The following is a 13,554-nucleotide window of genomic DNA, read 5'->3' on the forward strand; positions in this document are numbered from 1 at the left end:
ACCTATACCGTTACCTATATATGGGGGAGGTTATGTAGATCCAACATCAAGATCTTGGAACGGCGTTGGTAATTATACAGCGCCTGTTTTTCCACTGGTAACATAGTAATTTCTGCGGGTTCAAAACCTTTCTCCTGAAACCAGTGAATACTTTGAGTCGTAAGGACAAATAACTTTTCCAGTCCGATTTGTTTGGCCTGATTAATAATAGCGCCTAATAACACCTCGCCACGTGAAGAATTTTGGTAATCCGGGTGTACGGCAACACAGGCCATTTCACCGATTTTTTCCGCAGGATAAGAGTACAGGGCAGCACAGGCGATAGTGACATTATCGAGCTCTATCAGGGTAAACTTATCGATCTCCATTTCCAGTTGTTCCCGTGAGCGGCGAACCAGGACCCCATTCTGTTCCAGAGGATGAATAAGTTCGAGAATGCCTCCTATGTCGTTGATATTGGCGCGACGGATCTGTTCAGAACGCTCCATAACAATTTGGGTTCCGATGCCTTCGCGGGAGAATAATTCCTGAATTAGAGAACCATTCTCTTGATAACTGATCAAATGGCTGCGCCGAACGCCACGGCGGCAGGCTTTAATCGCGCCACGTAAAAAACGTACTGTCCCGGAGGAGTAATCTCCGGTACTCTCTAGTTTACTCAATAGTATTTCCCCCTCATTGGGGAAAATTTCTGATAAAGTATTCCCTTCCGTATCGGTGACGCCTTGTGATGAACAGAACCCTATCAGCTTTTCGGCTTTTAATTTAATCGCCAGTTGTGAAGCAATTTCTTCGGTTGTCAGGTTGAAACTTTCGCCAGTAACGGAAACAGCAACAGGCCCGATTAATACAATAGAATGGTTATCTAACTGTTGATTTATGGCTTCATCGTTAATCCGGCGAATTTTGCCACTATGGCAATAATCAATACCATCATCGATCCCTAAAGGTTGAGCAGTGATAAAGTTACCGCTGACCACATTAATATGGGCACCTTGCAATGGTGTATTACTGAGGCTCATGGAAAGTCGAGCTGTAATATCAAGTTGTAACACACCCGCGGACTGTTTGATCAAATCCAGTGTTTTAACATCAGTTACCCTGGTGTATTTATGATAAATCGGTTGATGATGATGTTGGGTGAGGTTCTGATCGATTTGTGGCCGGGCACCGTACACAACAACCAAACGAATGCCGAGACTGTATAATAAGCCGATGTCGTTAATAATATTAGTAAAGTTTTCATGGGCGATAGCTTCACCGCCCAACATAATGACAAAAGTTTTGTTACGATGTGCATTAATATAAGGAACCGAATGCCGGAAAATTTCAACTAATTCGGTACGGCGTTCTTTCATGATATTCCCCTCAATTGCATTTTTATTCGTATTTTTTATATTTTTATTCTTTGGGAGGGAAATGGCAAGAGGGAATATGGATAAAAACAAGGCTATTATTTATATTGATATTTATATTTGTTATCTTTCAGGTCGCGGCTTTTTTGCCTACGCTGCATCCTGAAGTTCATAGAGTATAGCTGTTCAGATAGCAGAAAAAGCTTTTTTTGATGACAGTCTCTTTATAATTAATTAGAGTCTTCCACCTAACTGTCGCTTAGATAAAAATTACTGTCTGGTTGTTTTTAAATGGAATAAATAATGAGTCATTCAGACCATAATTCTTCACGTCGCCGTTTGCTGAAAGGAGCAGCAGCCCTTTGGTTGTTAAGTATTAGCCCGATAGGTTATGCAGCAACGTCACAAGTGATTGCTGTGCGCATTTGGCCTGCATCAAGCTATACCAGAGTGACGCTGGAGTCTAATATTTCGCTTAAATACCGCCAGTTTTCACTTTCAAATCCTAACCGGATTGTGATTGATTTGCAGGGTATCCAGCTCAATAGTGTCCTGAGTAGTATGGGATCGCAAGTTCAGCAGCGTGATCCTTATTTGAAACTGGTACGAGCGGGGCAGTTTGATCCCAAAACTGTACGTTTAGTGTTTGAAATTAAGCAGCCGGTTGCGCCACATATTTTTACTTTGCCACCTATTGCGAAATTCAAACATCGTTTGGTGTTAGATTTCTATCCAAAAGTAGCGAAAGTCAATGATGATCCTTTGCTGGCACTGCTTGAAGAGTACAACAGCGGAAATCTGGAAAAGCATATGCCACCGACAGACAGGAAAAAAACAGGCAAGGCTGGGAAGAACAGGCCAATTGTGATTATGCTTGATCCCGGTCATGGTGGTGAAGATCCTGGCGCTATCGGGAAATACAAAACCCGTGAGAAAGATGTTGTTTTACAGATTGCCCGCCGTCTGCAAGCCCTTATTAAACGTCAGCCGGGGATGAAAGTGTATATGACCCGTAATGAAGATATTTTTATTCCGCTGACAGTCAGGGTAGCAAAAGCACGTAAAATGCAGGCGGATCTGTTTATTTCCATCCATGCTGATGCCTTTACTAATCGAGCCGCTAGAGGATCTTCCGTATTTGCTTTGTCAACGAAAGGAGCCACCAGTCATGCTGCCCGTTTTCTAGCCCAAACACAGAATGAGGCTGATTTGATTGGTGGAGTGAGTAAAAGCGGTGATAAATATCTGGATCACACTATGCTGGATCTGGTTCAAACTGCGACAATTAATGACAGCCTGAAATTTGGGGATGAAGTGCTTAAGCGCATGGGTAAAATGAATAAACTGCATAAAAACAGCGTCGATCAGGCGGGGTTTGCCGTATTAAAAGCACCAGATATTCCTTCTATTCTGGTTGAAACTGCATTCATCAGTAACCTGGAAGAAGAACGCAAACTACGTACTGCGAAATTCCAGCAGCAAGTGGCTGAATCTATTTTTGCCGGTATTAAAGCCTATTTTAAAAATGGAGCAGAATTAGCACGACGGTGAAATATCCACTCCAAATAAAATAGGGAGAACATTATGGTATGTTAAATAATTGGGAAAGTGTTTCAGAGTAGTCATCTTGGCATGCATAATTCTTCCATAGAGTTGATCTTGCTTCCTCCCAGGGTGGAGTCGTTGGGGTATCATTCAGCCAAAATTGTATTTTATTAGCGACTTGAGGATATGCTCTGTGTCTGAAAAGCCATCTTAATTCTTTTCCAGTGATATTTTTATCGCGTTTATAAACTACCGTATCCATATTTATACCATCAAGTATAAAGTGGATATGCATAGCATGAGGTAAATTTCCATTGATCATGCTTGCCCATGATAATCCACCTTTACATTTTCTTCCCATGGATCTCTTATTATATTCATTGATGTTTTCAGTAACAGTTCGGTATTTATGATGACTTTTCAGATGATTAAAGAAATCATTTTTATAGAGATTATATTTGTCTTTATCTTCTTGTTTTTCGGGTATTTCATAAGAATATTTTATATAGTATTCTTCTATTCTATTTTGAAAACTGGATTTTTCCTCATTATTTATCCAATTATTGGTTTTGTTTCTTTCTTGATACTCTTTCATAAAATTTGCGATATGGTTTAATTCGGCAGGTGTTAAATAATTATCAATAAATATTGGTGGGTAAAGAGTTTTATCATTATGATTTTTGGCAATCAGAAAGTTTTTACTTTCATTAACATATTTTTTCCTGCTATCAGTTAAACCATATATTAAATCACCTTTATGAAAATATTCTCTAAAAGGACGGGAAAATGGCATGTTGCTACCTTTATTTTAGGTTGGTTTTTAAATAGCCTAACTATAATAATAAATTGTTAATTAAATGTATTGTTTTTGTATGATTTTATAAATTACTTTAATGGAGGAGAGGCTTTTTATTTACAAATAGGGGGATTGACCACTCTGCGGTTGAATATTACGTATTGAATATACACAGATAGTGAATATAAAAAGAGTAATAGATAGCTTGAAAATTTGATAAGAAGTGAGACTTTAATCAGGAAATTGGTTGCGGGGGCCGGATTTGAACCGACGACCTTCGGGTTATGAGCCCGACGAGCTACCAGGCTGCTCCACCCCGCGTCCGTCTGCTTGCAAATGCACATCATATCTATAAAAAAACAGTATCGATAAAAACAATACTGAATTGGTTGCGGGGGCCGGATTTGAACCGACGACCTTCGGGTTATGAGCCCGACGAGCTACCAAGCTGCTCCACCCCGCGTCCGATGTCGGCACACTATACTCTGGATCGATTCCGTTGCAAGCTTTTTTGTTGATATTTACCAATTTTGTTTGTTTTTTGCTTAAAAATAAAGCTTATTGTTTTATTTTTGTTCTCATGTGATTTAAGCAGAGTCATCTATTTTTTTCTAACTACATTTTATTATTTATTGGGGTTTGATATTGTTCGCTTTCGGAACGAAATGGCGGGAGATAGAGCATTATATGAAACTTTGGGGCAAATATCTTTTATGTAGCGTTGTCGTTTTTCTGTTATCTGCTTGTCAATTGCGTCCGACGGAGCAAGGTCAGCAGTATAAAGATGGTCATTTTACCCAAGACTTCCAGCTTGTTAATACGCCAAACGCACAAGGTTCTCCCGTCAATGCCGGAGATTTTGTCACTCAGGTCAAATTAATCAACGAGTCTTCACCCCAATTGTATGCCAATCAACGCGCTACTTTTAATGCTATCGAAAACTGGGTGCAGTATGGTGGAAATATTCGCAATTTAGCTCAGTTTGGTTTGCTCGCTTACCAGATGGAAGGCGAAGATAATTACGGCAATGTCAAATTTACCGGCTACTATACCCCTATATTACAGGCTCGCCATATTAAACAAGGTGAATTTAGATATCCGCTGTACCAAATGCCAGATAAATCGTATTCCCGCTTGCCGGATCGTGCGGCTATATATAATGGGGTTCTCGATAAAAAGTGGATCATTGGCTACAGCAACTCTCTGATAGATAATTTTTTGATGGAAGTACAAGGGAGTGGTTATGTGGATTTTGGTGACGACAAACCGTTAACCTTTTTTGGTTATGGTGGAAAGAATGGTCATGCTTATCGCAGTATAGGTAAAGTGTTAATCGATAGTGGAGAAATTCCACGGGAAGAAATATCGATGAAAGCCATTCGGCAGTGGGCTGAAAAGCATAATGAATCTGAAATTCGGCAAATTCTGGAACAGAATCCTTCTTTCGTATTTTTTAAGCCTGAACCTTATACCGCAGTGCGGGGAGCCAGTGCAGTGCCTTTAGTTGCAAAAGCTTCGGTAGCATCGGATAAGGCATTAGTTCCGCCAGGAACAGTATTGTTGGCGGAAGTACCGGTATTGGATAACCTCGGCAAGTTTACCGGACAGTACCGAATGCGTCTGATGGTGGCTCTGGATGTTGGAGGCGCAATCAAAGGGCATCATTTCGATATTTATCATGGTGTTGGCAGCCGTGCCGGAGAAATGGCGGGTTTTTATAACCACTATGGATGTGTTTGGATATTGAAGAAAGCATTATCTGGCTTTTTGGCGGTAAACCAGTAAGATCCTGCTCAATTCAAACAATTGATGACTTATCTTTGCCTGATATTTTCGCGCGAAACTGCCACTAATAAATCAAAGAGGCGACGCGGAAAATAAAGTGTATCTGATGGTATAGGTTTTATTCAGGATTTATTATTGATGCAAGTTTCTCTCTCTAATGCTTATCTTCACCGTTTTGCTGGTACTGCACGATTATATGGCCAGAAAGCACTTTCATTATTCGCCCGTTCACATGTTTGTGTGGTTGGCATCGGTGGTGTCGGTTCATGGGCAGCGGAAGCGTTAGCCCGCACGGGTATTGGGGCGATTACGCTGATTGATATGGATGATGTCTGCATTACCAATACCAATCGTCAATTACATACATTAGTGCAGAATGTGGGATTACCAAAAACGGAAGTGATAGCAGAGCGGATACGGGCGATTAATCCTGAATGTCAGGTCACTTGTATTGATGATTTTGTTACGTCCGACAATGTTGCTGAATTGATATCAATGGATTTTAACTATGTCATTGATGCGATTGACAGCGTGCGTTCGAAAGCTGCCCTGCTGGCTTATTGTCGTCGTTATAAGATCCCTGTGGTAACAACGGGTGGCGCGGGTGGGCAGCTTGATCCGACCCAGATTCAGGTCGTGGATTTAGCCAAAACAGTGCAGGACCCTTTAGCTGCCAAATTGAAAGAACGTCTGAAATCTGATTATCGGGTTGTGAAGAACGGTAAAGGAAAATTGGGCATCGACTGTGTTTTCTCAACGGAACAACTGGTGTATCCACAATCTGATGGCACGGTTTGTGCGGCCAAAAGTACGGCTGATGGCTCAAAACGGATGGATTGTGCCTCTGGTTTTGGTGCCGCAACAATGGTTACGGCGACTTTTGGCTTCGTTGCTGTATCTCACGCATTGAAAAAAATGGTGGCTAAAGCGGAACGGGAAAACTGTCTTTAGTTTTGGTATGAACAAATTTAGTACGAGCGGGCAATTTCCTGCACGGCCTTAATCAACGATTTTACACCGTTGAGCCGCGATCCACTTAATTGTTGTTCGAGGCCTGCTTGCTGAAACAACTCGGTTAATGGCGTTTGTAAGACCTGTTCCGCTGTTTTTCCTTCCACTGTGGTCAGGATAAATGCTAATAAGCCTTTCACGATGCGCCCTTCGCTGTCACCATAAAAATGCAGGCGGTTTTCAGCAAGCAATTGATGCCCCAGCCAAACCCGGTTTTCACAGCCGGAAATCTCAATCTGCTGTTGTTTTAACTCATCGGGCAAGTTCGGTAGCTTTTTAGCAAGCCCGATGAGTTGCCGATAGCGATCTTCCCACAGCCGGCATTGCTCAAATTTTTCAATCAGTTGTTGCTCCGTAATTTCTGTACCAAACGGATGTGGGGCAAGGATAGGAGTTGGCAGTGATGTCATTAGTGATTTATTCCTCAAGCAGTGACAGGGCAAATTTTATTGCACTGACTAATTTATCTGCATCTTGTTGGGTGTTATAAGGCATAAAAGAAGCCCGCAGGCAACCGTTGATCCCCAAGGCATCAAGCAGAGGTTGGGCGCAGTGCTGCCCTGAACGTAGGGAAATATTCTGTTCAGCAAGCAGCGTTGCCAGATCATGATGATGTATGCCTGCAAAGTTGAAGGCCAATAGGCTGGCTCCTGTTGCACGATAACTGATAAAGCCCGGTATCGCGCTGAGTTGCTGCTCAGCATAATCTGTCAGGGTAACAGCATAGGACTCGGCAAGTGAAGTATCGAGTGTTTTTAACCATTCCAATGTAGCAGCAAACCCGATGACTCCGGCAACGTTCGGTGTTCCGGCCTCAAAACGATAAGGTACTGCTTCTGGTGTAAAACTGTCGAAGGAGATCTGTGTAAGCATTTTCCCGCCCCCTTGCCACGGAGACATGGCATTCAGCAGTGATCCTTTTCCATATAATACTCCCAACCCATTAGGCCCATAGAGCTTATGTGCAGAGAAAGCATAAAAATCGATATCTAACTGTTGTACATCGGCGGGAGTGTGAACAATGCCTTGAGCACCATCGACCAATACCAGACAGTTATATTGATGGGCGAGAGCTGTGATTTGTGTTAAATCAACAGTAGCTCCGGTCACATTTGACATTTGGCTGATAGCAATCAATCGGCTTTTTTCATTGAGTAGTTCTGCCAGTGTTTTAATTTCTGGTTGATACTGTTTTTGTTGATATTGTTTTTGTTGATATCGTTTTTCAATCGGCCACTTAACGAGTTTAGCACCAGTTTGTTCTGCCAGAATCAGCCACGGTAGTAGATTGGAGTGATGTTCTTGTTCACTGACGATAATTTCATCATCAGCAGATAAGCGGGAACGGAAATACCCTTGCGCAACCAGATTAATGGCTTCGCTGGTGCCTTTTGTCCAGATAATATTTTCAGGTTGCGATGCATTGAGCAATTCAGCGACTAAAGAACGCGCCTGTTCATAACGTGCGGTCATTGCTTGTGCAGCTGCGTGTTGACTGCGATGAACAGTTGCACTGTGATTCTGGTAATAGCGTTGAGTCGCCTCAATCATACATGTGGGTTTGAGAGAAGTCGCTGCGCTATCCAGAAACACAGTCGGTTTTGGATACTCAGAGGATGGTAGTAATGCAGGAAATTGTTGGCGAAATTTTTCTGAATCAAAGGCTTTCATAAATGATGTTAATTTGAATGCTATGTCGTATACCTTTCGTTCTACAGTCCAGAAGGTATAAAAAAATAAATTTTTCTTTAATTAAGTTTGAGGGATTTTACAGCAAAGCAGAGAAAAAAAGCACCGCAATTGCGGTGCATTAAAAAATCACTATGGACAGACAGGGTAAATGTACAGGAAGTGAAAAAAAACAGTAGCATATGCTACAAAGTCTGGTTTCCCAGACAACTTGCAAACACAACATCACAACCACAAAGCCAAAAGTATCTATGTGCTTTTACAAATTTGTATCATTCCAAATTTGCCTTGCGACAGAGCTACTTTTCGTTCCGGCTTAGGAAGTGCGCACACTATAGGGATTTGCTGGTATATCATCAATGGACAAATTATAATGATTCGGATTATAAAAACTAATACCTGATCGAAAGAGTTACCGGTATCGTAACCACCATACAAGAAATCAACATGTCCAAACGTTTACCACCACTCAATGCGTTACGAGTTTTTGATGCTGCCGCTCGTCATTTAAGTTTTACTAAAGCGGCAGAAGAATTATTTGTCACTCAAGCTGCGGTCAGCCATCAGATGAAAAGTCTGGAGGATTTTTTGGGACTGAAGCTGTTTCGTCGTCGTAACCGTTCTTTGTTGCTGACGGAAGATGGGCAAAGTTACTATCTGGATATTAAAGAAATCTTCACAGCTATCAATGAAGCTACCCGAAAACTTCAGGCACGTAGTGCCAAAGGTGCGTTGACGGTAAGTTTATCCCCTAGCTTTGCGATTCAATGGTTAGTGCCGCGGCTTTCTGGTTTTAACCAGAGTTTTCCGGGTATTGATGTCAGAATTCAGGCTGTGGATCGGGAAGAAGATAAGCTGGCAGATGATGTTGATGTGGCGATTTTTTATGGTCGGGGTCACTGGCCGGGGTTGCGGACAGACCGTCTTTATCCTGAATATTTGCTGCCTGTATGTTCTCCTTCTTTGTTAATGGGGGAGCGCCCACTGAAAACACCGGCGGATCTCGCCAACCACACTTTATTGCATGATTCTTCCAGACGCGACTGGCAAGCCTATGTTCGCCAACTTGATATACAGCAATTGATCAATGTGCAACAAGGTCCGATATTCAGCCATAGCGCAATGGTCATTCAGGCTGCGGTACATGGGCAGGGCATAGCACTTGCGAATAATGTGATGGCACAGAATGAAATTGATGCAGGCCGTCTTGTTTGTCCGTTCAATGATGTCCTGGTTAGTAAGAATGCATTTTATTTAGTTTGCCATGATAATCAGGCAGAATTGGGCAAGATAGCGGCTTTCCGTAAATGGATCCTTGCACAGGCTGCAAGTGAGCAGGAAAGATTAGGTTTTATTACTAATGAATGATACTGATGAATGAGAGTAGGAGCAGAGCGATGAACAGCCGTGCGATGCTTATTTTTTCCGGGATCAGCGGTTTCTTCTATGTAGCTTTTGGTGCAATAGGTGCCCATCTTCTGGCATCGGTATTGCGGCCACAGCAAATGGAATGGCTACAGACTGGCTTGCAATATCAAGGATTACATACACTGGCTATGATGGCTCTGGCGGCTGTATTGATATGGCAGCCATCGGTACAATTCAGCCGGGCAGGAATATTTTTTGCAATAGGGATCGTACTGTTTAGTGGCAGCCTTTATTGTCTGGCCTTTTTACCGCTAAAATTTTTGGTTTATCTAACACCTATCGGTGGGTTGAGTTTCCTCATCGGTTGGTTGTGTGTATTAATTGGCGCTTTGCGTCTAAGGAAATCGGCGCCTGGCCATGAATAAAGTTGCTTTGTATTGCCGCCCTGGGTTTGAAAAAGAGTGTGCGGCAGAAATTACAGATAAAGCGAGTAAGAAAGACATTTACGGTTTCGCTCGTGTGAAAGAAAACAGTGGTTATGTGCTGTTTGAGTGTTATCAGCATGATGATGCTGATCGTCTTATTCGTGAAATTCCATTCCGTGAATTGATTTTTGCCCGCCAAATGTTGGTTGTCGGTGAGCTGCTGAAAGATTTACCGCAGGAAGATCGTATTACACCGATCATTGGGATGCTGAGCAGCGTTATTGAGCGCGCTGGTGAACTGCGTGTGGAAGTGCCGGATACCAATGAAAGCAAGGAACTGATGAAATTCTGTCGTAAGTTTACAGTTCCTTTGCGTAATGCGATGCGGCAGGAAAAGATCCTGCTGATTAAGGAAAACTATACCCGCCCCGTGGTTCATGTGTTTTTTATTGCCCCCGGATGCTGCTATGTAGGGTATTCCTACAGTAATAATAATTCCCGTTTTTACATGGGGATCCCGCGTCTGAAATTCCCGTCAGATGCTCCGAGCCGTTCAACACTGAAGTTGGAAGAGGCTTTTCATATCTTTATTCCTTATGACGAATGGGAGGAGCGTCTCGATAGTGGCTTGTATGCCGTAGACTTGGGTGCTTGTCCGGGTGGATGGACTTACCAGCTAGTGAAGCGCAGTATGATCGTTCATGCGGTAGATAATGGGCCAATGGCTGATAGCCTGATGGATACTGGTCAGGTGAAGCATCATCGTGTGGATGGCTTTAAGTTTGAACCACTAGTAAAAAATATTTATTGGTTAGTGTGCGATATGGTTGAGAAACCGGCTAAAGTTGCACAACTTATGACGGATTGGTTGGTTAAAAGCTGGTGTCGGGAAGCTATTTTCAACCTCAAGTTGCCAATGAAAAAACGTTACGAAGAAGTTGCTAATATTTTACAAAAAATTGAACAAAAATTGAAAGAAAATGGAGTTAATGCCAAAATTCAGGCGAAACATTTGTATCACGACCGTGAAGAGATAACAGTACACATTCAACGTATCTGGTCTGTTTATGCAATGAACCGCGATTATTGATTATTTGTTTGGTATACCCGTCGTCTTTCAAGTTGCATCCAAGCTGCATCTTAAAATCCGTAGGGTATATACTCTTCTTTATTTTTCCTGCCCTTGTTGCTGAAAGCAATCTGAAAATGCCCCGGTTGTCGAATTTCTTGCGTAACCGGGGCATTTATTTATTTTTCTTTTATTAAAATAAAACCAATTAGAGATATTAACTTTAAAATATTTCTTTATTTAGATTAATTTTAGATGAGTAAGAATTAATTTGTGTATTGTTAAGAAAATATATTTTTTTGTTAACGCAAACGTTTAATCAAAAATTAATAATTAGACATATAAATTAATTTTGTTTAATGTATTTTTTAAAATGATATCTTAATCATTTTTACATGGTCAAAAACTGGCGTTATTTTATTCAAGGGTATTTATTTCTAATACCTTGCTTAGGAAGAATAAAAAAACTCAAGTACCCGTTATAGCTGATATATCGGGTCTGAGATTATGAGTCTTTTTTACAGGAGATTTACATGACCTCAAAGAAAAAATATACCTATTCGGGGTTATCTGACTCTAACTCTGTTCAGGATGTGAAAGCACTACTCTCAGCCTACGTTCCAAACTCTGATATGAATATTCGTGTCGTGCATAAGCCTTTGGGGGATAAGGCCCCAAATGAACTTTTGCGGACTGATTTTCATTGGCAAGACAGTAAAATCGGACCTTCTGGCACGTTGGAATTGTCTTATCATTTTTTAAAAACTGCACCTGCTTTAATAATGTCGAAATTTGGTATTGCAGGTTTCAGTGCTTTTAATGAGGAACAAAAAGAAGCCGCAAAGTTTTCATTACAGTCTTGGTCTGATGTTGCTAATATAAAATTTACTGAAGTCAGCTCACGTTCTGATGCCAATATTACTTTTGGCTTTTTTGATTATAGTGAGACTGATGATTATGCATTTGCAACTTTGCCGAGGGGACAAAAAACAACGTACTCTTGGTATCATGCTAAAGACGAAACTTTCAAAACAAATGATATTGGTGTGAATGGTTATGGACGGCAGACGTTTGTTCATGAAATAGGGCATACTCTGGGACTGGAACATCCTGCTGAATATGATGCTTCCGATGTCGTAAGACCAAGTTATATCACTGTCGGTGAATATTTCGAAGATAGCCGTGCTTACACCGTGATGAGTTATTTCAACGAGAAATACACCGGACAAGATTTCAAAGGAAATTTCTCATCAGCGCCTTTGTTGAATGATATCTCTGCCATTCAGGCGTTATATGGTGCCAATACTGAAACCCGTAAAGGTGACACAGTCTATGGCTTCAATTCCAATACTGACCGTGATTTTATGACAGCAACAGATGCTGATAGCAAACTGATATTCAGTGTCTGGGATGCGGGTGGAGAAGATACATTTGATTTCTCCGGTTTTACCCAAAATCAGCGCATTAACCTGAATGAAGGCGCTTTCTCTGATGTAGGCGGCTTGAAAGGTAACGTTTCTATTGCGCGTGGTGTCGTCATTGAAAATGCGATTGGCGGCAGTGGTGACGATATCATTGTTGGTAACAGTGCAGACAATACTCTGAAAGGTGGAGCCGGAAATGATGTCATTTATGGCGGCTTAGGCGGTGATCATCTCTGGGGTGGCGCAGGCAAGGACACGTTTGTTTATCTGGATGGCAAAGAATCCTTAAAAGACAATCCAGACTGGATCCATGATTTTGTGTCTGGCGAAGACAAAATCGATTTGTCTCAATTTAACTTCGGGGGCAAGGGGGATCTTAAATTTGTTGATTCATTCTCAGGTAAGGCAGGTGAAATTTTACTGACTTATAACGAATCAACAGATGTAACGGATATGTCTATCAGCCTTGGCGAAGGGTTAGCTGGCAACGATTTTCTGGTGAAAATTATTGGTCAGCCATCGCCTGAAGCTGATTTCATTGTTTAGTAACATTCATTTTAATAAAACAAACTGCTGCCTGTTGTTCAGGCGGCAGCTTTTTATAGGAGGGGCAATGTTACAACGACATTTAGTTTCCTTCAATGCGTTGTTTGCTTTGTTGAAATCTTGCACTTTATCAATAATGTTATCTTTGTTTTTGATTGGAGGATGTATGGCCAGTAGTTTGAATCTCCCTGCACCGGCTGAACTGACAGGATTATGGCAGATATCGGATAAACATCAGGTGTGCAGCGTTGAACTCACGGATACACGTTTGCCAGAAGGTTCTATCTGGGCGCTGAAAAGTGATGCTTGTCTGACAAAACTGATAGGAAATGCTGTTGCAGGCTGGCGACCAGCTCCTGATGGCATCACTTTGACAGACGCGGACGGTAATAGCCGGGCCTTTTTTGGTCAGGAATCTGAACAATGGGTGGCATACCTTGTTGATGGCAGGGAACTTGTCATGACACTCAAGAAAAAAATGTAACTGTGATCAAGAAAGCGATATTAAAAAAATAATATTAAAGATAAGAACATAATTAAA

At 41.6% G+C, this 13,554-nt stretch carries 12 protein-coding genes and 2 tRNA genes; 8 read left to right on the plus strand and 6 right to left on the minus strand.

What is annotated here, in order from left to right; all coding sequences use genetic code 11:
• Window positions 1-14: 14 nt before the first annotated feature.
• Window positions 15-1,358, minus strand: coding sequence for an amino-acid N-acetyltransferase (gene argA, locus AAC147_RS05210; protein ID WP_047679371.1), 1,344 nt, complete (start codon window positions 1,356-1,358; stop codon window positions 15-17).
• A gap of 300 nt (window positions 1,359-1,658) precedes the next feature.
• Here argA and amiC point away from each other — a divergent pair, with 300 nt between their 5' ends.
• Window positions 1,659-2,906, plus strand: coding sequence for an N-acetylmuramoyl-L-alanine amidase AmiC (amiC, locus tag AAC147_RS05215; RefSeq protein WP_047679373.1), 1,248 nt, complete (start codon window positions 1,659-1,661; stop codon window positions 2,904-2,906).
• A 31-nt stretch (window positions 2,907-2,937) separates the two neighbouring features.
• On the opposite strand, the gene AAC147_RS05220 is transcribed toward amiC, so the two are convergent.
• The 3 genes from AAC147_RS05220 to AAC147_RS05230 all read right to left on the minus strand — a co-directional run bounded on the left by AAC147_RS05220 (window position 2,938) and on the right by AAC147_RS05230 (window position 4,159).
• Window positions 2,938-3,693, minus strand: a complete 756-nt coding sequence (locus tag AAC147_RS05220; RefSeq protein WP_047679375.1) for a hypothetical protein — start codon at window positions 3,691-3,693, stop codon at window positions 2,938-2,940.
• A gap of 247 nt (window positions 3,694-3,940) precedes the next feature.
• Window positions 3,941-4,017 (minus strand) — tRNA-Met (locus AAC147_RS05225).
• 65 nt (window positions 4,018-4,082) lie between these two features.
• A tRNA-Met gene (locus AAC147_RS05230) sits at window positions 4,083-4,159 on the minus strand.
• A 224-nt stretch (window positions 4,160-4,383) separates the two neighbouring features.
• On the opposite strand from AAC147_RS05230, the gene mltA reads away from it, so the two are divergent.
• Window positions 4,384-5,481, plus strand: a complete 1,098-nt coding sequence (gene mltA, locus AAC147_RS05235) for a murein transglycosylase A (protein ID WP_047679377.1) — start codon at window positions 4,384-4,386, stop codon at window positions 5,479-5,481.
• 138 nt (window positions 5,482-5,619) lie between these two features.
• A complete protein-coding gene (tcdA, locus tag AAC147_RS05240; protein WP_047679379.1) occupies window positions 5,620-6,432 on the plus strand; it encodes a tRNA cyclic N6-threonylcarbamoyladenosine(37) synthase TcdA in 813 nt (270 codons plus the stop codon).
• A 17-nt stretch (window positions 6,433-6,449) separates the two neighbouring features.
• Here the strand turns inward: tcdA and csdE are convergent, their stop codons facing one another.
• Window positions 6,450-6,902: a cysteine desulfurase sulfur acceptor subunit CsdE gene (csdE, locus tag AAC147_RS05245; protein ID WP_047679381.1), complete on the minus strand. Its 453-nt coding sequence runs from the start codon at window positions 6,900-6,902 to the stop codon at window positions 6,450-6,452.
• Between the two features lie 7 nt (window positions 6,903-6,909).
• Entirely contained in the window at window positions 6,910-8,163 is a 1,254-nt protein-coding gene (csdA, locus tag AAC147_RS05250) for a cysteine desulfurase CsdA (RefSeq protein WP_047679383.1), read from the minus strand.
• Window positions 8,164-8,628: 465 nt separating this feature from the next.
• Here csdA and AAC147_RS05255 point away from each other — a divergent pair, with 465 nt between their 5' ends.
• The 5 genes from AAC147_RS05255 (at window position 8,629) to AAC147_RS05275 (ending at window position 13,497) form a co-directional block, all read left to right on the plus strand.
• Entirely contained in the window at window positions 8,629-9,549 is a 921-nt protein-coding gene (locus AAC147_RS05255) for a transcriptional regulator GcvA (RefSeq protein ID WP_047679385.1), read from the plus strand.
• Between the two features lie 29 nt (window positions 9,550-9,578).
• The gene (locus AAC147_RS05260) at window positions 9,579-9,974 is read left to right on the plus strand and encodes a DUF423 domain-containing protein (protein WP_047679387.1); all 396 of its coding nucleotides are present in this window, start codon (window positions 9,579-9,581) and stop codon (window positions 9,972-9,974) included.
• A complete protein-coding gene (gene rlmM / locus AAC147_RS05265; protein WP_047679389.1) occupies window positions 9,967-11,064 on the plus strand; it encodes a 23S rRNA (cytidine(2498)-2'-O)-methyltransferase RlmM in 1,098 nt (365 codons plus the stop codon). Before AAC147_RS05260 ends, rlmM begins: the two co-directional genes overlap by 8 nt.
• A gap of 512 nt (window positions 11,065-11,576) precedes the next feature.
• The gene (locus AAC147_RS05270) at window positions 11,577-13,013 is read left to right on the plus strand and encodes a serralysin family metalloprotease (RefSeq protein ID WP_047679391.1); all 1,437 of its coding nucleotides are present in this window, start codon (window positions 11,577-11,579) and stop codon (window positions 13,011-13,013) included.
• A 166-nt stretch (window positions 13,014-13,179) separates the two neighbouring features.
• Window positions 13,180-13,497, plus strand: coding sequence for a protease inhibitor Inh/omp19 family protein (locus AAC147_RS05275; RefSeq protein WP_047679512.1), 318 nt, complete (start codon window positions 13,180-13,182; stop codon window positions 13,495-13,497).
• Window positions 13,498-13,554 lie beyond the last annotated feature (57 nt).

The sequence above is a fragment of the Xenorhabdus sp. NBAII XenSa04 genome (assembly GCF_963866145.1).
GTDB lineage: Bacteria > Pseudomonadota > Gammaproteobacteria > Enterobacterales > Enterobacteriaceae > Xenorhabdus > Xenorhabdus indica.